Origin of the sequence: Legionella sp. PATHC039 (assembly GCF_026191275.1) — a bacterium.
Classification (GTDB): Bacteria; Pseudomonadota; Gammaproteobacteria; order Legionellales; family Legionellaceae; genus Legionella; species Legionella pneumophila.
In genome coordinates, this window is the sequence record NZ_JAPHOP010000001.1 from 1,767,715 (window position 1) to 1,789,450 (window position 21,736).

Genomic DNA, 21,736 nt, shown 5'->3' on the forward strand with positions numbered 1-21,736 from the left:
AACTACCAAAAACATTGTTTGTAACAATTTTAAATTTGAATAGCCAAAAGATCTAAGCTAGTTTTATACACGAGTAATATGTGGATTGTGACTTTCATGTAAATTATTTAGCCACTCTAGAATGTCATCGACTATCATACCCGATTCAAACCCATGATAAAACAGTACTTCATGCGCAGCACCACATTCAGGTATACCCTCCACAAACCTACGTTTCACGGATCTTGATTTCAGTAAAGGAAGCAGCTCGGACCCTACTCCACCCCAACCATGATGATTCTCTAAAATTAATGAGAGTTTAGCTTGCCGCGTTCGTTCACTAAACCACTTAGCATCAAACCGACTTAGCCAAAGCAACGATATAACCGTCACAGGTTTACCAAGTTCGGCCAACCGTTCTGAGGCAAGCAGTGCTTCGCGCAGCATTGTAGGACCGTGACAGATAATAACCACCTCAGTTCCCTCACGCCAAATGCGACCCTGCCCTTCTATAGGGATATTCACTGGCGTTTTAGTATTCAAGTATGTAGGCATGGCTGCCAATCTCAAATAGGAAGGGTGACCTTGACGACTCAAACACCATTCCAAGGCCACATCCACATCCTCATCACAGGCAGGCTCAAGAACTTCCATCCCTGGAATAGAAGCCATTAAAGCAATATCCCGCAACGACTGGTGGGAGTGACCTGGCTCAGCAGGAATAAGTCCCGCAAGACCACCCACATAAAGTATCTGTGTCCGCTCAGTTGCATTATTATAGATTTGCTCGTTTGCTCTCGATGTCAGAAAACATGAGAACGAATGGCAGATAGGCAATCTACCACCAACTGCTAAGCCACCAGCCTGAGATACCATATCCATTTCAGCAATACCACACTGAATATACCTGTCAAAAAATCGCTCCCTAAATTCTAGCAAGCCCATATCGAACGAAAGATCCGCATCAAGAACATGGATCCGCTCATCTTTCTCTGCAACCCTAACCAAAGATTTTTCGTACGCTTTTATAAGATGATGCTTGTACCTCGTCGCAACATCAACCACTTTGGGCACATGTCTCGAATTGGAAAATTGAATATTTGGTGCAAGGCTCAAGATTCTCGCCATCAATTCTGTGGAAGCTGTGGCATAAACATCAGAAGACGGCCCACCGCTATGAAACCTGTACCTTTCTAGATTCGCTTCATCAGCCTCCATAAAGCTGACCCCTTTTCCTTTAATCGTATTGCAAATAATCACTTTAGGCCCTTTTAGAGATATCATTTCCTCTAAAGCACCGGACAGCTGCCTAAAATCATGTCCATCAACATTTGCTACGTTCCACCCAAAAGCATTAAATTTAGCCTCCAGATCGCCCAGATCACTTGTATTCTTCACGCTAAAATCGGACTGGAATCTATTACGATCTACCAGAACAAAGAGGCGGTTCATTTGTGAATCCCTGACGTTTAGGGCCGACTCCCAAATCTGTCCTTCTTGTAATTCACCATCCCCTGTCAGGACAAAAACCCTCGCATTAGATTTACCAATACCTGACCGCAGCCACCCCTTTGCTTTAGAAATTCCCATCCCCAAAGATCCAGTATTAAATGTGATCCCTGGTGTGCGGCGATCCGGATGGCCAGGAAGACCATTAATCCGGCGCAGAGCACTCAATTGTTCTAAATTAAGAATTCCTCGAGAAAATAGCACCGCATACAATCCAGGTACATCATGCCCCTTGGAGGAAAAAAAAAGATCATTCGCAGACAGTTCCATTTCATAAAGCCAGGTCATTATGTCGATACTTGAGAAGCAAGTACCCAAATGGCCCGAACCAGCTCTGGCTATTGCGTATAAAATATTTAGTCGATTACAGTCTGCCAAAATGCGAATATTGTTCCATTTATCGGACTGAACACCCAATCGTAAATTTTGCATCTGATCTGGAGAGATCCAAAACAACTCTCCCAAATTAACAGCCTGCGAATTAACTATGTCTCCCATGTCGAAAAACACCTCTCTTTAATGTTCATTCCAATCATTTTCCAATTTGAATATATATCTAATGCCTGTAGACCAGGCTCCCTAGTACCATTGCCTGACCACCTAAGTCCACCAAATGGAAAGTGAGGCTCACTTCCATGGGTACCTGCATTAACATTTACCGTACCTACTTTGGCCTGCTCACAGAATTGCCATGCCACATCAATATTTTGAGTATGAATTGACGCTGTCAGCCCATAGGGAGAATCGTTAACCATCTCAATCATCTCATCAAAATAAGAAAAACTATGTAATGATGAAACAGGACCAAAAAGTTCCATATTTAGAATAGAGCTCTCTCTCGGCAAATTGCCCAGAACAGTTGGTTCAAAATAATAACCACAGCCAACTTTCCGACGTCCGCCGATCAATACACTTCCACCCTCTGAGCATGCCGTGGCGATAGCGCGCTCAAGTCTAACAACCGCCTCTTCATTTATAACAGGTCCTAAGTCATATTCATCCCCATATCCGACCTTAAGCCCCATTGTTCGCCTAATAAGTTCTGTCTTAAATTGTTCAAAAATATCCTTATGTACTAATAGCCGGCTTGATGACGCACAGCGCTGACCAGCATTACTGAAGGAAGAAAGGAGTGCCCAATGAAGAGCATGCTCGATATCGGCATCTTTATATACAACTAACGCATTCTTCCCACCAAGTTCCAATGAAATTTTTTTTAGGTTTTTGCCAGCAATTTCAGCTAACAAAATACCAACAGCGGTAGAACCCGTGAAACTTAGGACATCTATATCCTCAGACTCGGCGATACGCTGCCCACATTCTTTACCAAAACCATTTACAATATTAAGTACGCCTGCGGGCAAAAGAGATTCTATGAGCGTTGCAATCTTCCAGATGGTTAATGGCGCGTCCTCCGGTGCCTTTAGTACAACAGTATTTCCACAAACTAAAGCTGGAAATAACTTCCAAGCAAAATTAGCGACTGGAGTATTTGCCGACACAATTAAACCAGCAACACCACAAGGTTGTCGAACCAGCATTGCCTGTTTGTTTGGCACCCCGCTGTTCAGCGTCTGCCCGTAGAGCCTCTGCCCCTCAGCAGCAAAAAATCTCCCAAGCTGAATCGCACCCATAATTTCCGACTTGGCATCCTTGGTGCTTTTGCCTGTCTCAACTGACACAATCTCAGCAACCTCTTCAATATTATTCCATATCGTGTCGGTAGCCTTATAAAGAATGTTCCCACGTTCAACACTAGTAAGTCCCCGCCATTTATCCTTACAGGCTACTGCTGCGCAAATGGCCTGGGATGTATCATTGGCAGTCGAGCGAGCGACACGAACAAGAACCTTGCCATCATGAGGAGCCACCTTTTCGAACCAGCTAGCTGATATGCTAGGTTGCCATTTCCCATTAATTAGATTCTCAACCTGATTTGGTAGCACCATTATGACCCACCCTTACATTTATTTGATTGTCCACCCACCATCGATTCGTAATTCAGAGCCAGTCATATATTTTGATGAGTCGCTCAAAAGAAAATGAATTGCTCCAACATAATCAGAAGGAGTAGCCATTCGACCCATAGGTACACGAGCACAATACGCAGAAAGAAAGTCACTATCTTGATCAGCAAACATTCCTGCCAAAGTGATAATATTGGTTCTAATATTTTTAGATGCCCAGTACTCGGCAAGATACCTGGTCAAATTATATAAAGCAGACTTAGAAGCTGAATAAGCTATCGGTTTATAGAAGTTTTCTCCACGCTCTCTTCGGTATTCATAAATTTTCTGATCAGGGCTTACTACCCCATATATGGAACCAATATTAACGATAGATCCTATTCTACGTTTTTCCATTGCCTTTCCAAATACTTGGCAGGACAAGAATACCCCCTTTACATTGACATTCATGACCTTATCAAAGGTCTCCTCAGAAAAATCCTCGAAAGGCCCATTATCCGTAGCCGAAGCATCAGGGGGACTGTCGATAGCAGCACAAGTAACAAGTCCATCTATCCCACCCCACTTTTGTTCAATTTTCTCTCTTGCTATTGTCAACGCAATCTTATTTGTGACATCCGCGTTTAGATGCATGACAAGGCCATTCCGACAATCATTATGCTGAAGATCAATGGATGCTACAAAAGCGCCTTGATCTGCCAAATATCTAACCAAGTTACTACCTAGATTTCCAGCACCACCCGTTACAACAATGACCTTATTCTCAATGGAAAACATAGAAGCCTAAATCTCAACAACGTCAAAATTTACACTATCGTCTTCATTCAAAGCAACACGAGTTTTTTTACCCACAAACTCATTAACTCTGTAAGGTGGGACTCCATCAGCAGGCGATTTGAATTTAAGATCTTCAAATCTAATTATATGACCTATTGGTAGATTCCTACCAACTACAATTTTCTTGGCCATTTTGTAATGTGGATTTTCTTCGCTTTGGTAACGTCGCTTTATCCCATCACCAAGCGCCTGCTCAACTCTACGAATATCTCGAACCATTTTCCGAAAACCTTGTGGTCCCAATGAAAATGCATGATCTGTACCCTTCCAAGTACGATTCAAAGTAAAATGCTTTTCAATAACTCGTGCGCCAAGGACATAACCTGCTACTGGAGAAGCTATTCCACTATCATGTGACGAAAACCCAACAACAACATCGGGAAATTCCTTCCGATAGGTATCAATCACTCGCAGATTTAGTTCATCATACTCACAAGGGTATCCAGAAGTGCACTGCAGTATACAAATATTTGAATTTATTGGCATGACTTTATCATAGACACGTCGCACATCTTCAAAATCAGCACCACCAGTCGAAATGAACATTGGCTTGCCAAATCCTGCAACATATTCTATTAAAGGTAGGTTCCTTAGATCCCCACTTGCTATCTTAAAGTAGGGAATATCAAGTTTTTCAAGAAAGTCTGCACTCTCGAAGTCAAAGGCTGTCGAAAAAAAATCCACCTTTAAATTATAACAGAATGCCTTCAACTCCAGATACTCAGACTCACCAAACTCCAAAAACTCTCGATGCTCTCCATAGGTGGATCCAAATGCATTTTCGCTGTTATATGGACTGTTGTACATCTCTCGAGTAAATAAGTTACGGTTATTGCGTTTTTGCAACTTTACCGCATCCGCACCTGATTCGACCGCGGCCTGAATAAGATCCTTACACTTCTCAAGTGAACCTTGATGATTATGCCCGATTTCCGCAATCACATAACAAGGCGACAAGTCTGAAATCTCCCGATGCCCCAAATTTAAAACTCTCCGCATCCCTATTCTCCTAAATCAACAGAATGACTTACAGTTAATCCTTTAGAATCTCGAACAATGTAACATGTTCAAGTATATTAATTTGAAAGCGTCACTTTGCTCTATTCCTTTGTAACTGAGTCATTAAATCAAATGTTCTAATGAATTCTAGTGGTAATATACTTTGACTTTCCGGAATGTCAAGGAAATAAGGACCGAAAACGAGCTGCCTCATTCAAAAAAGTGATTCACCACAAATAACTCTTAACTTCAATATCTTATCAACTCAATTGTAAACGAATACATTGGGGAAAATGTTATCAAAAAAATCAGGCCACCAACACTCACCACAGGATATAACCATGTACCAAATCCCCAAAGGTATCCATAGCATATCACAATCTCCAATAAAATCAGATCGCACCCCCTATACCCCATTGTGCACCCATGGACTGGAGGGATTTCAGTAAATAATATTGACAAAAAACAACTGATGAAATAAATCTCACGACGAAGTGTTATCGTTATGTATCCCCTTAAAATCAGGCTCTTCATAAACGTCAAGAATCAATCCCTTTCCCTTAACTCGCCTATTATCATCGCACAAACTTAGTGAGGTAGTGAGTTGTCTATTCAGGAGACATAGCATCTTGAGCAATAAGAGGCAACTGGATAGAAAATAAGGCCTCTGCAATCAGTAAGTCTTCCATCGAATCAATGTTGACTGACTCTCGCGCTGACATAACGACAGCATCGGGTTTCTCCCCCATACCGTTGGTAGCGTAATCCCTTTGTAGGATAAGTTCACGGTCTCGAAGAAATACAGCCCCATTTGGATAGAAAAGCTCAGGACGAACTTGTCTCGGATATCTCCCCTGACCCGGGTTTAATTTTAAGAATGGAGTGAACGAAAGCCCATCACTGTCCCGTTGATAACATATGTACGGGTGACCATGTTGAATAGCCGTTACAGTAAATACACTCCTTGCACCCTTGTAAAATCGTTTAATAACCTCGTCGATTGTCTCAGGTCTAATATGAGGCACTGTCGGCTGCAAATTCAAAATAGCATCATATCTTCGTCCTATCTTATCAAAATGGTCCATCGCATGCCCAACTACATCCAGCAATACAGTATTGCCGTCGGCGAGTTCCATTGGCCTCATAAAAGGGAGCTCCACCCCCATCTGACGCGCGACATCTGCAATCTCGGTATCATCGGTCGAAACAATTAAATCTTCAACCAAACTTGCATTCAGAGCTGCCTGTATAGCGTGCGCAATCAATGGCCTACCGGCAAGAGGACGCACATTTTTTCTTTTTAGAAGTGTAGATCCACCACGTGCTGGAATAATTGTTAAAATCTTCATTTCAATCGTCCCCGAAGATAACCGCTTCCCAATAGAGCATTATCCACCCGCTTACGCTCGCTTTCATCCAGGTCACGATAATAAAAACTTGTGTAGGGCTTACAAAGTCCTAAAAGAGAAAGCATGTACTTCTCTTCCGCGGCTCCCAGAAAATTATCCTTCTTAATAGAAAGAGGGAGCTGGTCCATGAAGAGATTAAGTTTGTTTTGTTTTTGAATTGCCTCCGAAAACCTACCGGCATGAACTAGCTCGTAGATTTCATTAAGAGCTCCAGGAATCACACTTGCAATACTCGATGTGTGGGCTTGAGACCCAAGCATATAGCAGGTTACCGTCTGCCTTGCAACTGCTGTAACTACCTGAAATGCATCATCAGCCATTCCAATCACCGACTGAAGATCAGTTGTAATACGATTGCTAAATTTGATTCCAGCAATGTTTGGATGACACTTTAAACGTTCGATGACATTTAACGGCAACTGCTGGCTCCAATTCCCACTTGTATAGAGCCAAAGCGGGCTCGGCGCAACCTCTGCCAATCTTAGATAATACTGTTCCAACTGACTTGTACTGATCAACGGGTGATATGGCATAACATGATAATAGTCGGCACAAAGATCCATAGTCTCACGAAAAAAGCTAATAGTATCGTCAAAAGCGAAAAATCCCGCACCAAGGACGATCGGCACACGACCAGCGACAGACTCACATACAGTCTGAGCTATTTTTAATCGCCTTGAGAACGTAAGGTTCATATCTTCGCTTCCAGTCCCAAGCACCCAGAGCCCACCAATTTTATAGGTCATCAAATACTCAATAACCCTACTCAAACTTTCTGTGTCCACATCTCCGCTTTCATCAAACGGGGTAATTAAGACCGGAATAGTACCAATTAATTTTTTCATGCCAACCCTCTCAATACTAAAATTGGTGATGGAGCCATCCATGTCGAATAGCATATTCTCTCAATGCCTGTTCCTTTTCATAAAGCACACGTGAATCTATATCTCTATCATCGTCGATGGATGAGACTGCGAGCTTGATAAATTGTGCCGACTCGATCATGGCAGCATCACCAACTGTATTGCCCATAGCAAAAACCGGTGCTACTGAAAATCTCTCCAGCAATCTTGATCTCTTCCCTGGACCAAAGGGCAAGGGCATTCGAACAGCTTCTGTAAGCCGACCATTTGACCCAACAATAGACTCCATTCCAATAATCTCTACATTTAAATTGATCTCAGAAAGGGCAAGCGAGACAAGGCGATCAATAGACGCAGATACAACGATCACTTTTATGCCTCTGGATAACAAATTCTCTATCAGTTCAATAGTGGAAGCAAATACCAAGACTTGCTGATCAAGAAGAAATGATTGAATTTCACTATCCAATTCTTCTGGGTACTTCCCAGCGTTGATTGAGGCAAGGTCGGCAAACGCTGCAGCAGAATTACTCTGCTTACGCTCCAAAAACTTTGCTCTCGTGTAATCAATCTTAATTAACCCATGCTCCAGCTGAAATTCAAAAAATCGGATACCAATGTCCCATTTCCAAATTGTCCCATCGGCATCAATCGCTGCATAAGGTATATTCGACCCGAGGATACCAGTACATGATTTATCAATCTGATCTACAATTTCTTTGACAAACCGTTCGCCGCCTAATTCAACTTGCATGTTTACCTTCAAGCACCTTCTATTTTTTCATTAAATACCAACGCTCAAACTCTCCAGGATGCTTTGTGTGCATTGTCGGCTTAAGTCCCATTGATTCACAAAATTCAATAGTCGCTCTGCGAGCTCCGGGAAACTTAAGTGAAAAATATTCATCCAGGAATACATAACCACCAGAACTAAGCTGATCCCAAATATATGGGAGCGCCACTTTATAGCTTGCATAAAGGTCGCAATCCACCAATGCTGCAAAAACTCGATTTGGAAGTCGAGTCGAACTCATTGTTTGAGAGAATTCCCCTTCAATCAAAATAATGTTATCCAAACCAAGAAATCTAATTTTTGACTCTAGCTCTTCTCTACTATTTTTAGCGAAATCGCCTGAACTAGAAATCGTCGCTACACCTACCTCAAATCCCTTAAGGAAAGACCTATACTCCTTGAGGCGAATATGTTTTTCATAATGATCTCTGGATATTAAGCCCTCAGATAGAAGCCTGTCAAATTCGGATAACTCGTCAGCAGGATGATAGATAGGAGGAAAACCTGAAAAACTATCGAAGCCATATACCAATTTAGATGAGCCCAGTTCCTTTAAAAGAAGTGCAGTAGCTAACAGACTACGCCCCCTATAAACCCCTACCTCGACTATATCTCCATCTATCAATTGGTGAAATTCTCGAATGAATGAAAAATATTCGTCAAGTTTATTTAGCTTCTTATAGTTCCACACACCGAATACGTTAAACTCCCAATCCTCAACCAGATGACGAGATACATTTTTCATAGTCTTATACCTATAATTGGAATCGTGTTAAATGTAAGTACACTAGCTTTCATTGTCAATACAGTAATTCATTAATTTCTGATTGTCAGTATTAAAGTAATATTAAAGTATCAATCCAATTATGAGATGTTTTGAGCGTATAAATATAGTCAGATAATTCATGGACTTTGGCATGGGTATGTAATATCATCCAAAAATATTTCGGCATTCCTCGAGATTAAAACACTATTTGGTAGAGATTGAGATTGTTATGGATGAAGTAACTATTGAATTGCCTGGATCCCGCATTGCTGATGATGATATCTATCTGAAGGAAGATAGACGAGATCAACCTAAAGATTGTTTTAAGGATTCTTTAAAGTTCATTGATGTAAAAAGATGGCCAACTAATTCAATCTGGTTGGATATCGGTTGTGCTACAGGTGACTATATCGATTTTCTTAAAACGCGATGTAATCAATTTAAGTTTATTGGCTTAGACATCTCTGAACAAATGATAAAAGAGGCTAGTAAAAGGGATCCTGAAAGCCGTTATATAAGTGGCGATGTGCGGAATCTCAGTCTTCTGCCTCAAAACAGCATTGATATTATTACCATTTTTGGAGTAATTGATTGTTTCGATGAAGTTAAAACTACATTTACTAGTCTGATGCATTGGATTAAACCAGGAGGATTAATTCTTGCTTTGGATATTGTCAATGCTTATCCTGTTGATACAGTAACTCGTTATCGTCGCACACATGAGTTAAATACCCCTTGGGAAATGGGGTGGAATACATACTCACGTCATACACTTGAAAGACAAATAATGCAATTTCAACAAGTTGAATCTTTTGATTTTATTCCCTTTGAAATTGCTACTGATTTGCTCCCAAAAACAGAAGATCCCATGAGAACTTGGACCATAAAAACGGAAGAAAAACCACGGCAATTGGTCAATGGTGCAGGTCAAATGGTAAATCTATATTTTATTCCCATTAAAATTAAACATTGCAAATGATTGTTATCAGTGTCAATTCATTAGCTCAATTAAAAATTTTTGAATATTTATGTCAGCGTATCAAAAATCGTTACAGTAATATTGCATTTGTTGCCTTCGAATGTAATGCTAGGCAAATTAAGTGTATTGAAGAATCTGCTCAGAAATTAGGAATTAATTTTGGCATTCAAAAAGCTGAAGAGCTACCAACAGACAATGTAAAAATTAATAAAAACTTCCCACCAATGACTTGGATTGAAAAAGGAATTTATCGCTTTAAATCAAAGAAATATAAGACTTTAACTGATAAATTGTTTTTAAGAAAGATGATTTATTTAAACAGTATCATTGCAAATTTGAATGCAGCACAAAGAATCATTGAACAATATAAGCCTAATCTTATTCTAGTTGCCGAGGATGGTGTTTCTGGAAATGTTTATTTAATTCATGAAGCCTGTAAGTATAAAATTCCTATCATTGATATACCTTACGAAGTTAGTGGTAAAGAAGATTTTGTTAATCTAATTGATGAAAAAATTAAAGAAGATAGCATTATTAGATTTGATGCCAATGCTTCTCATTTCCATCGCTATATTCATAATAAACTTAAAAAATGGATAATTTCCTCAAGTGAAGGTGAGTTACTCCTTTTTCCACCTGAATTGATTATAGCCAAATTAGAAATGGGACTTGATCTACCTAATCCTTGGACAACCCATGGAGGTTATGCTTCTATATTAGCTGCAGAAAGTGCTGCTATGCTAGATCATTATAAAACCGAGCAACTTGACTCTGCTAAATTAATATTAGTAGGAAGTGTTTATTGTGATGCTCTCTACGATAGCTTACATAGTAAACAAATTTATCAGGAGGCATATTATAGACAATCTAAGATACATGCTGGAAAAACTTCAATTCTGATTTCTATACCACCTAGTTATCATAATTCTAGAAGAGAAAGCAGTGAGTTCTCTAGCTACAAGGAAATGATAGAGCAATTGTTGTCAATGTTAGTGTCGAAAGAATTAGATATTTCTGTTTCATTGCATCCGGCTATTCCACAAGAAGATCTTGCGCTGATTAAATCTTTTGATATAAAAATTATTGATGATTGGATTATTAATTTAATTCCTAAATATGATATTTTTTTCTCGATAAGCTTTTCATCGACTATCCGTTGGGCATTAGCCTGTGGTAAGCCAGTTATTAATTACGATGCCTATCGTCATAATTTAAAAGTCTATGATGGAGTACCAGGGTTCAATACTAGTCAGCAATTAAAAAATATTGAGAATCATTTAAGTGATCTACTTGATGATAAACAATATCATGAATTGGCTCTGCAATTAGCAAAAGAACGTGATAAATGGGGTATCATAGATGGTAAAAATACAATACGCTTGTGCCAAATATTCGATAAATACATAGCCAATTAAACTTTTTTAGAAAACAATTTAGTAACCTAGGATCGCCGACATTTGTAATTGTTCGGGCCCTTTGTAAATAAAAGGAATTTTTTGTCTTAACGATTACTATCCTGGTAAACGTTCACGCTCCATGTAAAGGGGCGTTTAATTATATTTGAATAGAAGTCCATTTTAGAAGGGCTTCCATGATAAATGTTAAGACATTATTTTTTTGTTGTTTGCAAGTAGCAATAACAGAAAAGATACGTTCAATAAAACGACTGCCTCGCTCAGATTGAGTTCCAAAAGTAAGTTTTTTAGAAATAACCAGAGGTCTGAGTTGACGCTCAGCGTGGTTATTTGTTGGAGGAACATTAGGTAGTTCAAAGAAGCTCCATAAGCTACCAACAGACTCCCAAATATTAGTGCATGTTCTAGCTGTTGCTTTATGTGAACACCGAGCTCCTTCTCGTAAATGACGAAGTAATTTTGCTTTAAAATAACGAAACCTTTTTCTAGGTTTTTTAAACGAGAGCATGTTTGGGTCATACTCTGTTTTCCAGAACTTAAAAAGACGCTCATAAGCTTTAAGAAGCCTTTTTCCTATTTTTCCTGGCACTCCAGGGAGTTCGGATATTTTTTGAAAATCCCTTTTCAAATGAGCCCAACACACTTGACGATTCCTATCCGGCAAAAAATCATAAGCAGAATAACGATCTGTTACATAAATGTGGTTTCGAAAATCACCAATGAGTTCTTTAGCAATTTTCCTTCCTCGAGAACGCTCTAATTTGAAATAAGTCGCTTCCTGTGTGCTCATAATCCATGCCCAACCATTTTGGTAGCATTCTTTATGGCCTGTTTCATCTAAATGAATCACTGTTGCGTTTTGAACTTGGGCTTTAATTTCTTCATGAGCTTGCTCGAGTGATTGACTCACCGTGTGCTCAACATTCGATACACTTCCTAAGCAAATGGGCATTTGATAAACATCAGCAAACCAAGCATGAACCAAACGCTTACTCAGCCGGTATTTACTGGTCAATAAACTCACCATCGCTTGAGCTCTGGGACCAAATCCCTTACGACTCACGCCTTCAGGCAAATTGCCTTGATAGCGGCGTCGGCATGTTCTACAGCATCCAGTTTGAAGCTGGTATTCAATCACTTCATAACGGGGGGTAGGTAGTTCAAAAACTTGATGTCGTTCAAACTGACCTAAAACATCTAACTCTTTACCACAATCACAATGGCTTTGGGGTGGGCAAACAATCACTGAGTTGATTTTCTCTATAGGTACTAATGCACGTTGATGACCTTTATGTCCCGCTTGCCCTCCAGGTTTCCGACCACTCTTGGGCTTACTTTGCTTTTTCTTTTTAAGGTCTCGCGATGGTGGCAATGAGGAATTTTTCGAATTGGTATTCAACCGCTCTTTAAGGCAGGCATTTTCTTCTTTAAGCTCAACTATTATTTTTGCCAAATGACCTATCGTCTCCAATGCTTCTTCCAAGCTCTTCGGAGTTAAATTGATTTGCGATAAATCAGCCATAAAATCAAAATGTTATATTTTGACTCCTTATAGCAATTTTCTAAACTAATAAAAACCCCTCCTCACAAAAATTATTAAAATTTATATGGTTATGTGACAAGGGGCGTGAACGTTTACCTATCCTGCAGCTTGCTTGCAGGATAGTAATCGTTAAAAAACATCCCGCTATTCTAAGGCACTAGGATACCTGATGTCTTAATATCCATTGTCCATTATCAAATGCCCAAAGATGCGGTGATCTAAAATGATTAGTCAATCTCTCAAAATATTCTCTATCCATTTTAGGTTGCTCAAATTGCTTAGCCGCTATGGGTAATTTTTTTGAATCAATGCTTAAATATTCAAAATTTTCCTTTTCAAAACGCGCCGGGTATTCACCATCAAAACGTTTTACTAAAGCCACTCCTTCTTCACGAACCAACTCACCATTGCGAATTTCCTGAGAACTATCATAAGTGGCTCGTCCAATCCCAAATTTGATAAACGTAGTGTAATAGTGCAAATCATCAATCTTATCGTCTATACCACTGTATTTACTATAGGTACCCGCTGTTCTTTCAGGCGAAGGTGTAAATCCACCATGATTTACAGCAAAGTAATAACACTCTTGCGGATGCCAGGGTAAATAGTATCCCAGATATTGTACCTCAATCTTTTTCTCAACAAGTCTATTGGGATTAGGTGGAATATAAGGCTGTAGCTCTACCTCTGTTAAACCAAACTCTTCCTTCAATTCAAGTGCTGATATCCCAGAAAGATAAATATTGGAAATATCATTCGCAGTGAAATAACTGATATCTTTCGTCGCTTTTTCATTTTCCTTAGCATTGTTACCATATTCCGATGGGTTTTCCCCATAAAACACTAATGGAATATTCAAATCCATTGCAATTTTTGGCGGATAGTACATTTGACCAAGAATAAATGGTTGAAACGGGTGATATAACTTTTCCAGTGCTAATCTGGTAAGCAGTCTATGCACCTGACCATTAGGAGTAAACAGATAGTTGTCAAATCCAGCATGAATCCATGCCTGAAAATTATTCCACCCCCATGAAGTATAAATATGGGGAGCCCAAGTAACAGTTAATGGATTCATTCCATATTCATATTTTAACATATACGCCGTGTAAAAACTGTCTTTCCCGCCAGAACCAGGAATAAGACAATCGTAATGACCACTTTTGCTCCGATATTTATCGCATAACTCTTTTAATTCCCTCTTTCTTTGCTCCCAATCCACCGCCTTTTTCTTTTCCGCTACTCGGCATGCTGAACAAACTCCCTTTTCATCAAAATTAATGGTGGGTTTCTTCGCAGCAATAGTGTGCTTGTATTCCTTTTCAGAATTGGGCTTTTGATTGCTATAGGTGCATTTTTTACAAAAATACACCTCTTTCGGCAAACCATAAAATGCTTCTTCTGGTTTACTATCAAGCTTATACTTGGAAAAATTGATTTCTCCTGGATATGTAATCATTAAATAGATGCTCCTAAAATATTCACTAGCTTTGATTATTCACCAAAAATCCTATGAATTAAATCCATGGTTTTTAGGCTGTCTTTCAAGGTTATAGCTTTATTAGCCTCGCCCCTAGCACCCTTGCAAATTTCTATAGCCTGTTTATAAAATCCAGCTTTAAATTGTTGATCAATATCATCCAAAGTTAAATCATGTACTGTTCTTTCATTGACATTTTGAAAACGTGCCTTTTCTAAAGGCTGCATTGTCCAACGTATGCTCGGAGTACTGACACTACAAGCCCAGGGACCTGGTCCCTTCCAAATCCCTTCATATAAGGCATGATCACCACTATCAAATTCTACATAGCTAATCACAGTCTGTGTTTCCTCCTTTTTCCAGGGAACCACAGGAACTACCTTAGTTATTTCACCTCTTGCAAAGAAGCGAATCAAATCAATGGTGTGGATTGAATTAGCATACATAAATTTTTGTACAACTTTCTCAGGATGCTGGCAAGCTCTTGCTTCTTCAAAACTTTGTTGATCCTGAATGTGGATGAATCTCTTGTCAGCACTTTTAGCATCAAGACGCTCACGAATTTGCATAGAGCTTGAATAAAATCTTCTGTTTAATCCTACATAGACAGGTTTTGTAGATCGTAATGCCGCTTCTGCAATGTCATGAGCATCCATCAAATCGTATCCGGCAGGTTTTTCCAACAGCACAGCCCAATCATATTGAAAACATTGTTTAGCAATTTGATTCGCTTCAAGCTCAGGAACAGCAACCACTACTATATCTGCTTTAGTTTGGTTATTTAACTCTTCAATTGAGCCTGTGACATAAGGTATGTCAAACTCACTTGCCAGAGCCACTGCTTTTTCATGCGTCCGACTTAATAACCCAGTCACTTGAACCCCTGGAACAGCTCGAAATGCCTTAATGTGCTCACGTCCCATTCGGCCTGCCCCTATTATTGCAACACTTAAATCCTTCATAATTACCCTTTATAAACAGTTAATAAGCTTTTCGAGGTACTTTTTTAAGATGAATTAACTCCCTGATCAAATCATTAATTCGATAAGCTGATTTGCCATCCAAATTACCCCATTTTCTTTTTTCAATTTCCAGTTGTTTCTTAATAGCAATAAATTGTTCTTGTTCACTGATGGTATTCATAGCCAGCTTAAACTCATCTTTAGTACAAACATTAAGCACACCATTGACTTCTTTGTAATCTGAAAAATCATAGTAAAACATATCATAATTAATCGTTGGGACACCACATGATATCGCCCAACGAATCGTCGCAGAGGCGAATGCCAAATAAACATCAGACAAAGCGACTAGCCGAGCTGTATCTATTTGAGTAACTAAAATATTTTTTTTCGCAAAATAATCAGATAATTCTAAAAAATTTGGATGAGGTCGAAAAATAATCTCATAATCCTTTTTAAATACATCGAGGCATCCAACAATGAAATTCACTGCATCCTCTGCGTCTTCAAAATCAAAGCCGGGAGGACTTGCGGTAATTTGATTTGGAAATCCCCCTATCAGGAAAAATGGTTTATTGCTTTTTATGCCTAATTCTTGGTACAGCTGTCCTCTTTCGCTTTCCTTATTCATACAATAGTAGGCTAAATTATCATCATAACAGGCCCCTGTAATTTTCATTTTGGATGCAGGTATGCCACTATTACGATAGTATTCAAACATTTTCTCATTTTCAATGGCAATCACATTAGCATAACCACTGTTCATCATCCAGGGGTCCGGTGGTGAAGAGCGAGTTATAAGATGACCCATAATATGTTCTGCTGGTAGTCTTAGCACTTTTCGATTTTCATCCTTCATTACCCAAGAGTTGCATAAATTTCCAATCAGTTTATTAAAAAAATTATGTTTGACCTGAAACTCATCACGATCTTTCAATGCTTGAAATGCTTCACTTTGATTAGCGATCGTATAAGGAAGTATTATGCTTGGAACTTTTAAGGAATGGCCAGATTTTATTATCAGAGGGGTTACTTTTCCAACAATGTCTTCGGGCAAAATAATTAGTTTGTATTGACCAGATTTTACAATCTTTCTAAAACGTGAATAATTAATTTGATAAATTATTGGTACAATAACAAAAGGGGCAAAATATAAGATTAAAGATAAAAAATAAATTATGAACCTATATAAAAAAGTTAGCAAACCCAGAGTAGCACCATATTTTTTATTTCTTAACTCTATTAATTTTCTTTTGGAAGCTTTATAGAATTGTTTTGTTCTTCTTAATAGATTTTTAACACCCCATTTTGAACTGTATTTGACAGGCTGAAGATTAGTTGAGTTTTGTGGTGCCCCTAAGTTTATTAGTAATTTTTTATTAGAAATCTCTAATCCATCTATGTCACCTGTGCTGATACTTTTTTCAATTTCCTTAAGGACAATTAAATCATACATTGGGGAATCAACACCACAAAATAGAATGATGGGCTGATAACCAAATTTTTTCAGGCTAACTGCAGCCCTCTTCATTTCCACAAAATCAGATAAGCGCTGGACAACGAACAATATTTTGAATGATTCAACTGGAGGTACATTCATATCAATCAAGAAATTTATAGGAAAAAATTACTCGGGATAATTCCATATTTTTCAAATATTGTAAAGTTTTCTCTTCAATATTGCAGAGCAAGATCATACTATGATGAATATATTTTCATCTAAGTTAACTAGGTGAATTTAGCATTCATGGGGTACAATTTTTCAATCCACAAATAATAACTAAATAAAATCAGCAGCAACATAAATAACGCGCATAATATGGTCACTTTCTGTGCCCAACTCAATAACACCAGACCTCCAATGAGTCCATTCATTAGTAATTGAGCAAGTAATATTAAACGGGTATCCATTCCAACTTGTTTTAATCGCTGGTAAGCATGTTTCCTGTGCGGAGCAAACCACCGCTCTTTATTCACGATTCGTCGTAATAAAGTGATTGTAGAATCAAAAAGAAAAAGGCTGTTTAACATAAACCAATAAATTACAGGAATTTGGTATTTTTGTTGGGCAATCAAGGCCATTGAGAAAATAATTAATCCTAATGAAGCACTGCCTACATCCCCCATGAATAATCTGGCTGGAGGGAAATTAAAAATTAAAAATCCAACTAAACTGCATATTAAAATCCAACAAAATTCCTGGTAAACCAAAGCATGATGTACATTAAATAAAACAAAATAGCAGGCAAGCAAATAAATAGCCTGTGATGCGCAAAAGCCATCCAGGCCATCCATGAAGTTAAAGTGATTTATGGCCCAAATGACCATGAAAAAAACAAAAGGGATGATTATATAATCATGATTCAATGAAAAAAGGATAAAATCCAGTTTTTCTGGCCTTATGAATACAGCTAAAATGAAAGCGACAATGCATTGCACTCTGAGCCTAATCTTGATAGGGAGATCATATATATCATCCAAAAAACTGACCCCGGCTATTAACAGAATGCTCAACAATAAAAACACCAACTCTTTATAAATCGTGCCTGTAAAATACGAAATAAACGGTAAAATTAATAAAGACAAACCAATAAATACAATGCCCCCACCTCTAACCGTTGGTTTCAAATGTAGAGTTCTATCATTGGGCTTATCAATTAGTTTTGAATTTTGTGCAATACCACAAAATAGTTTGGTACAAACAAAGGATACCAGTATAAAAAAAATACTAAGCATTATATTCATATTGATACCAATCTGCTGTTTTTTTTAAGCCCTCACATGAATCAACTGGTGGAGTCCAGCCTAAGTCTGAAATAATCTTTGAATTATCAATTTCCAGAGAACTCAGCAAGCGAGTATTTAAACTGCCCATTCCTGTAATCTTGAACAGGCCGGCTAAAAAAGTATTAGGAAAGTGATACAATCTTAAATTGATTTTCATATTTTGTGCTAGCAAGGATAACAAATCAGCTAAAGACCAAGATTCATTATCTGCTACAAGATAAAGTTGATTTGCCGCTTTAGGATGTGTCATTACCATTAGAATGGCCGAAATCAAATTATCGATAAAAATAAAACTTCTCTTATTCTTTATACTGGCAAAAGGCAATGGCCATCCTTTTTGAACCATACCCAATAATTTTAAAAAATTAGCTTTTACTCCAGGTCCATAAACAAGTGGAGGCCTCAAGATAACCACTTCCATGTCACTGTTTTCACTAACCTCACGTAAATAGAGTTCCGCTTCTAACTTACTCTGAGCATAAGAATCTTTTGGTTGGGCTGAATTTTTCTCAGAAAATGGGCTCTGAGGCAAGCTTACTTCTCCATTTACCTTAATAGTACTTAAAAATACAAATCGCTTTACTTTGTATTTTGCAGCTTGTTCGGCAAAATTCTTTGTGGCGATGCTGTTTATTTTGCAATACTCTTCCAGAGAGGACGAGGTATCCTCTTTCATAACATGGACTCGCGCAGCCAGATGTATGACAATATCGATTCCATTCAAAGCTTCTGACCAATCCGTTACTTGCTCCAGCTTATCAATTTCAACTTGCTCAACAGACATGTATTGATTTTTTTGCCACACAGCACAACGAACCTCATATCCTGCGGCAATAAGAGCCGGAACCAAGCTACTGCCAATAAAACCTGTTGCGCCTGTCACTAATACTTTTGTCACTATATTACCTATGGCTTTTAAAACCGTTTATGATTGAGTAGTTCTGCAAGATATTGACCGTAACTACTTTTATTAAGCTCTCTAGCCCTGCTCAGTAACTCATCATCACTAATAAACTTCATACGCCACGCGATTTCTTCAGGGCATCCGATCTTCAAACCTTGCCGCTGTTCAATAGTACAGATATAGTTACTTGCTGATAACAGGGTCTCTGGTGTACCCATATCCAGCCAGACAAAACCTCTTCCCAAAATCTGGACATCCAGTTTGTTTTCATATAAATAAAACTGATTGATGTCAGTTATTTCCAGCTCCCCCCTCCCAGAGGGTTTTAAACTCTTGGCAATTTCTATAACCTGATTATCATAAAAATATAATCCGGTTACTGCGTAGTTGGATTTGGGCTGTGCTGGTTTTTCCACTATGGATAGGACTTGTTGTTTTTCATTGAACTCCACTACACCATAGGCCTGTGGTTTATCGACATAATAGGCAAATACTGTTGCACCGTTTAATTTTGATTTTGCATTTTGTAATAATTCAGAAAAACCTCTGCCCTGGTGGATATTATCCCCCAAAACCAAGCAAACAGAATCATTACCAATAAATTTTTCACCTAAAATGAATGCTTCCGCGATTCCCCTTGGTTCATTTTGCACAAGATAGGCAAATGATATGCCCCACTGAGAACCATCACTCAATAAATTTTGATACAGCAGAAGATGCTCTTCCGTTGAAATAATGAGTATTTCCCTGATATTAGCCAACATTAATGTAGAGATGGCATAATAAATCATTGGTTTATCATAAACCGGAATCATATGCTTACTAATGGATTTTGTCAGAGGATACAGTCTTGTACCAAAACCACCTGCCAGGATAATGCCTTTCATTATATCGAGCCTACTCTCTATTTTTCTTCGAACAAATAATAGCCTTAAATATTATCAAGTTTATTGAAGTAATACATTAAAATACGTTGATAATGTCAATAAAATATAAAGCTTAGTTTAACAATTAAACTAATTTATAGCATTGAGCGCTCCTTTATGATTCGCTTGATAATGTGATTTCTCTGTGAGCACTCTTGGCGCTTTCAATACCGGGCTGATCGAATGGGTTAATATTCCATATCACACTTTGCACAAAAATTTTATGTTCATAGAGTGCCACCAGCGCCCCTAATGTATAAGGAGAACAATCTGACAAAATGAGATGATTCATTGGCATATTGCCAGGAATATACCCATAAGGATTTTCAATTGTTTGAATTCCCTCACTTAAAACTTTCATTTTATAATGACACATGGAATTAATCTCATGCTCATCATTAGTTTTCAAAGTAATAAAATCGCCAACACATCGATGCGTACCCTGACATAATAATTGAAAATAGCTATGCTGTGCCTGATTTCCTAATCCACCCCAAACGATAGGTCCAGTGGCGTAATCTACCATTCTTCCATTCACATCAATGGATTTCCCATTACTCTCCATATCCAGCTGTTGCACATAAGGAACAAAGTGCTCCAGTTTTTTTGAATAGGTAAGAATAAGTAAATTATGAATATTCAAAAAATTGTTATTCCATATACCGATTAAAGCCATTAGCACAGGAATATTATTATTAAAATCAGTAAATTGGACATGAATATCAACATCATGGGCACCAGCCAGCAATTCAACAAATTGTTCATAACCAATTGCAATCGCAGTAATTAAATTAACTGCGGAACAAAAAGAAAATCGACCACCAACCCAATCCCAAATCGGTAAAATAGTTTTAATACCCATTTGATAAGCTCTTTCCGGATGTGCGGTTACAGCTATAAAATGTTGATCGATAGAGGCCGTATTCTCATACAATGCAAAAGCTTTTCTGGCATTTAATAGAGTTTCTTTTGTAGTAAATGATTTGGAAGAAACAATAAATAAGGTGGTTTGCGGATTAATTTTTGCAATAACATCGTTAAAACTGGCCGGGTCAACATCTGAGATAAAATGATAATTAAATTCTTTGGAAACAGAATTAGATAAAGCATGGATGCATACACGAGGACCTAAATCTGAGCCACCAATACCTATGTTTACAATATCAGTTATTGGTAAACTTGAATAGCCCAGCCACTTCTTTTCCCTGATCTGATTGGATATAACTTTAATTTTTTCACGAGTATTTATAACTGCGGACATAATATCCAGTCCATCAATCATTATCGATTTATTACCTAAGTCCCTAAGTGCAGTATGTAGTGCAGGCCTGTTTTCGCTGATATTGATTTTTTTACCATTGATTAAGTTATCAATTTTTTCTTGTAATTTGACTTCATTAGCCAAATCGATAAGCAAATCAATGATGGTTCTGTTTACTCTCTGCCTGGAATAGTCGTACTCAATACAATTGATCTGTTTACTGGATTCATAATTGTTGGAATCCGGAACAACGCGTGTTAGAGAATCTGAATTTAGACGCATTCTATCCGCTTCTTTTTGAAGCAAATTCCATGATAATAATTCTGTGTGAGACTTCATGCTATTTCTAATCATCAA

The 21,736-nt window shown here is 38.2% G+C and carries 18 protein-coding genes; 2 read left to right on the forward strand and 16 right to left on the reverse strand.

Going from position 1 to position 21,736, the window contains the following annotated elements; translation table 11 throughout:
• Positions 1-63: 63 nt before the first annotated feature.
• The 8 genes from OQI99_RS08030 to OQI99_RS08065 all read right to left on the reverse strand — a co-directional run bounded on the left by OQI99_RS08030 (position 64) and on the right by OQI99_RS08065 (position 9,101).
• Positions 64-1,986 (reverse strand): transketolase C-terminal domain-containing protein, encoded by a 1,923-nt coding sequence (locus tag OQI99_RS08030; RefSeq protein ID WP_061512839.1) that lies wholly within the window; start codon positions 1,984-1,986, stop codon positions 64-66.
• On the reverse strand, positions 1,974-3,437 hold the full coding sequence (locus OQI99_RS08035) for an aldehyde dehydrogenase family protein (protein ID WP_080447206.1): 1,464 nt from the start codon (positions 3,435-3,437) through the stop codon (positions 1,974-1,976). Before OQI99_RS08035 ends, OQI99_RS08030 begins: the two co-directional genes overlap by 13 nt.
• Positions 3,438-3,455: 18 nt before the next feature.
• Positions 3,456-4,232: an SDR family oxidoreductase gene (locus tag OQI99_RS08040; RefSeq protein WP_061512837.1), complete on the reverse strand. Its 777-nt coding sequence runs from the start codon at positions 4,230-4,232 to the stop codon at positions 3,456-3,458.
• Positions 4,233-4,238: 6 nt separating this feature from the next.
• Positions 4,239-5,291 carry an N-acetylneuraminate synthase family protein gene (locus tag OQI99_RS08045; protein WP_061512836.1) on the reverse strand — a complete coding sequence of 351 codons (1,053 nt, stop codon included), beginning with the start codon at positions 5,289-5,291 and terminating at the stop codon, positions 4,239-4,241.
• Positions 5,292-5,899: 608 nt separating this feature from the next.
• The gene (locus OQI99_RS08050; RefSeq protein WP_061512835.1) at positions 5,900-6,640 is read right to left on the reverse strand and encodes a cytidylyltransferase domain-containing protein; all 741 of its coding nucleotides are present in this window, start codon (positions 6,638-6,640) and stop codon (positions 5,900-5,902) included.
• Entirely contained in the window at positions 6,637-7,545 is a 909-nt protein-coding gene (locus tag OQI99_RS08055) for a dihydrodipicolinate synthase family protein (RefSeq protein WP_061513002.1), read from the reverse strand. Before OQI99_RS08055 ends, OQI99_RS08050 begins: the two co-directional genes overlap by 4 nt.
• Before the next feature lie 16 nt (positions 7,546-7,561).
• The gene (locus tag OQI99_RS08060) at positions 7,562-8,317 is read right to left on the reverse strand and encodes an HAD family hydrolase (RefSeq protein WP_061512834.1); all 756 of its coding nucleotides are present in this window, start codon (positions 8,315-8,317) and stop codon (positions 7,562-7,564) included.
• A 19-nt stretch (positions 8,318-8,336) separates the two neighbouring features.
• Positions 8,337-9,101: a TylF/MycF/NovP-related O-methyltransferase gene (locus tag OQI99_RS08065; protein ID WP_061512833.1), complete on the reverse strand. Its 765-nt coding sequence runs from the start codon at positions 9,099-9,101 to the stop codon at positions 8,337-8,339.
• Between the two features lie 250 nt (positions 9,102-9,351).
• Here OQI99_RS08065 and OQI99_RS08070 point away from each other — a divergent pair, with 250 nt between their 5' ends.
• Together OQI99_RS08070 and OQI99_RS08075 are read left to right on the forward strand one after the other, a co-directional pair.
• A complete protein-coding gene (locus tag OQI99_RS08070) occupies positions 9,352-10,101 on the forward strand; it encodes a class I SAM-dependent methyltransferase (protein ID WP_061512832.1) in 750 nt (249 codons plus the stop codon).
• A complete protein-coding gene (locus OQI99_RS08075; RefSeq protein WP_061512831.1) occupies positions 10,098-11,516 on the forward strand; it encodes a hypothetical protein in 1,419 nt (472 codons plus the stop codon). Before OQI99_RS08070 ends, OQI99_RS08075 begins: the two co-directional genes overlap by 4 nt.
• 139 nt (positions 11,517-11,655) lie before the next feature.
• Here OQI99_RS08075 and tnpC read toward each other — a convergent pair whose 3' ends face one another.
• The 8 genes from tnpC to pgi all read right to left on the reverse strand — a co-directional run bounded on the left by tnpC (position 11,656) and on the right by pgi (position 21,718).
• Positions 11,656-13,038, reverse strand: coding sequence for an IS66 family transposase (gene tnpC / locus OQI99_RS08080; protein WP_265731689.1), 1,383 nt, complete (start codon positions 13,036-13,038; stop codon positions 11,656-11,658).
• Positions 13,039-13,216: 178 nt separating this feature from the next.
• The gene (locus tag OQI99_RS08085) at positions 13,217-14,518 is read right to left on the reverse strand and encodes an N-acetyl sugar amidotransferase (RefSeq protein WP_061513613.1); all 1,302 of its coding nucleotides are present in this window, start codon (positions 14,516-14,518) and stop codon (positions 13,217-13,219) included.
• Positions 14,519-14,553: 35 nt separating this feature from the next.
• Entirely contained in the window at positions 14,554-15,501 is a 948-nt protein-coding gene (locus OQI99_RS08090; protein ID WP_061513614.1) for a Gfo/Idh/MocA family protein, read from the reverse strand.
• A gap of 19 nt (positions 15,502-15,520) precedes the next feature.
• Complete coding sequence (locus tag OQI99_RS08095) at positions 15,521-17,101, reverse strand: hypothetical protein (RefSeq protein ID WP_061513615.1); 1,581 nt, start codon at positions 17,099-17,101, stop codon at positions 15,521-15,523.
• A 128-nt stretch (positions 17,102-17,229) separates the two neighbouring features.
• Positions 17,230-18,246, reverse strand: coding sequence for an MraY family glycosyltransferase (locus OQI99_RS08100; protein WP_080447374.1), 1,017 nt, complete (start codon positions 18,244-18,246; stop codon positions 17,230-17,232).
• Positions 18,230-19,186 carry an NAD-dependent epimerase/dehydratase family protein gene (locus OQI99_RS08105; RefSeq protein ID WP_061513616.1) on the reverse strand — a complete coding sequence of 319 codons (957 nt, stop codon included), beginning with the start codon at positions 19,184-19,186 and terminating at the stop codon, positions 18,230-18,232. Before OQI99_RS08105 ends, OQI99_RS08100 begins: the two co-directional genes overlap by 17 nt.
• A gap of 17 nt (positions 19,187-19,203) precedes the next feature.
• The gene (rfbA, locus tag OQI99_RS08110; RefSeq protein ID WP_061513617.1) at positions 19,204-20,079 is read right to left on the reverse strand and encodes a glucose-1-phosphate thymidylyltransferase RfbA; all 876 of its coding nucleotides are present in this window, start codon (positions 20,077-20,079) and stop codon (positions 19,204-19,206) included.
• 154 nt (positions 20,080-20,233) lie between these two features.
• A complete protein-coding gene (gene pgi, locus OQI99_RS08115) occupies positions 20,234-21,718 on the reverse strand; it encodes a glucose-6-phosphate isomerase (RefSeq protein ID WP_061513618.1) in 1,485 nt (494 codons plus the stop codon).
• Between the last annotated feature and the right edge of the window lie 18 nt (positions 21,719-21,736).

Bases quoted from the DNA above. Each gene is read 5' to 3' on its own strand.
- OQI99_RS08090 (WP_061513614.1), bottom strand. From the start codon at position 15,501: ATGAAGGATTTAAGTGTTGCAATAATAGGGGCAGGCCGAATGGGACGT.
- OQI99_RS08035 (WP_080447206.1), bottom strand. From the start codon at position 3,437: ATGGTGCTACCAAATCAGGTTGAGAATCTAATTAATGGGAAATGGCAA.
- OQI99_RS08060 (WP_061512834.1), bottom strand. From the start codon at position 8,317: ATGCAAGTTGAATTAGGCGGCGAACGGTTTGTCAAAGAAATTGTAGAT.
- OQI99_RS08085 (WP_061513613.1), bottom strand. From the start codon at position 14,518: ATGATTACATATCCAGGAGAAATCAATTTTTCCAAGTATAAGCTTGAT.
- OQI99_RS08100 (WP_080447374.1), bottom strand. From the start codon at position 18,246: ATGAATATAATGCTTAGTATTTTTTTTATACTGGTATCCTTTGTTTGT.
- pgi (WP_061513618.1), bottom strand. From the start codon at position 21,718: ATGAAGTCTCACACAGAATTATTATCATGGAATTTGCTTCAAAAAGAA.
- rfbA (WP_061513617.1), bottom strand. From the start codon at position 20,079: ATGAAAGGCATTATCCTGGCAGGTGGTTTTGGTACAAGACTGTATCCT.
- OQI99_RS08050 (WP_061512835.1), bottom strand. From the start codon at position 6,640: ATGAAGATTTTAACAATTATTCCAGCACGTGGTGGATCTACACTTCTA.
- OQI99_RS08045 (WP_061512836.1), bottom strand. From the start codon at position 5,291: ATGCGGAGAGTTTTAAATTTGGGGCATCGGGAGATTTCAGACTTGTCG.
- OQI99_RS08095 (WP_061513615.1), bottom strand. From the start codon at position 17,101: ATGAATGTACCTCCAGTTGAATCATTCAAAATATTGTTCGTTGTCCAG.
- OQI99_RS08075 (WP_061512831.1), top strand. From the start codon at position 10,098: ATGATTGTTATCAGTGTCAATTCATTAGCTCAATTAAAAATTTTTGAA.
- OQI99_RS08070 (WP_061512832.1), top strand. From the start codon at position 9,352: ATGGATGAAGTAACTATTGAATTGCCTGGATCCCGCATTGCTGATGAT.
- OQI99_RS08040 (WP_061512837.1), bottom strand. From the start codon at position 4,232: ATGTTTTCCATTGAGAATAAGGTCATTGTTGTAACGGGTGGTGCTGGA.
- tnpC (WP_265731689.1), bottom strand. From the start codon at position 13,038: ATGGCTGATTTATCGCAAATCAATTTAACTCCGAAGAGCTTGGAAGAA.
- OQI99_RS08030 (WP_061512839.1), bottom strand. From the start codon at position 1,986: ATGGGAGACATAGTTAATTCGCAGGCTGTTAATTTGGGAGAGTTGTTT.
- OQI99_RS08065 (WP_061512833.1), bottom strand. From the start codon at position 9,101: ATGAAAAATGTATCTCGTCATCTGGTTGAGGATTGGGAGTTTAACGTA.
- OQI99_RS08055 (WP_061513002.1), bottom strand. From the start codon at position 7,545: ATGAAAAAATTAATTGGTACTATTCCGGTCTTAATTACCCCGTTTGAT.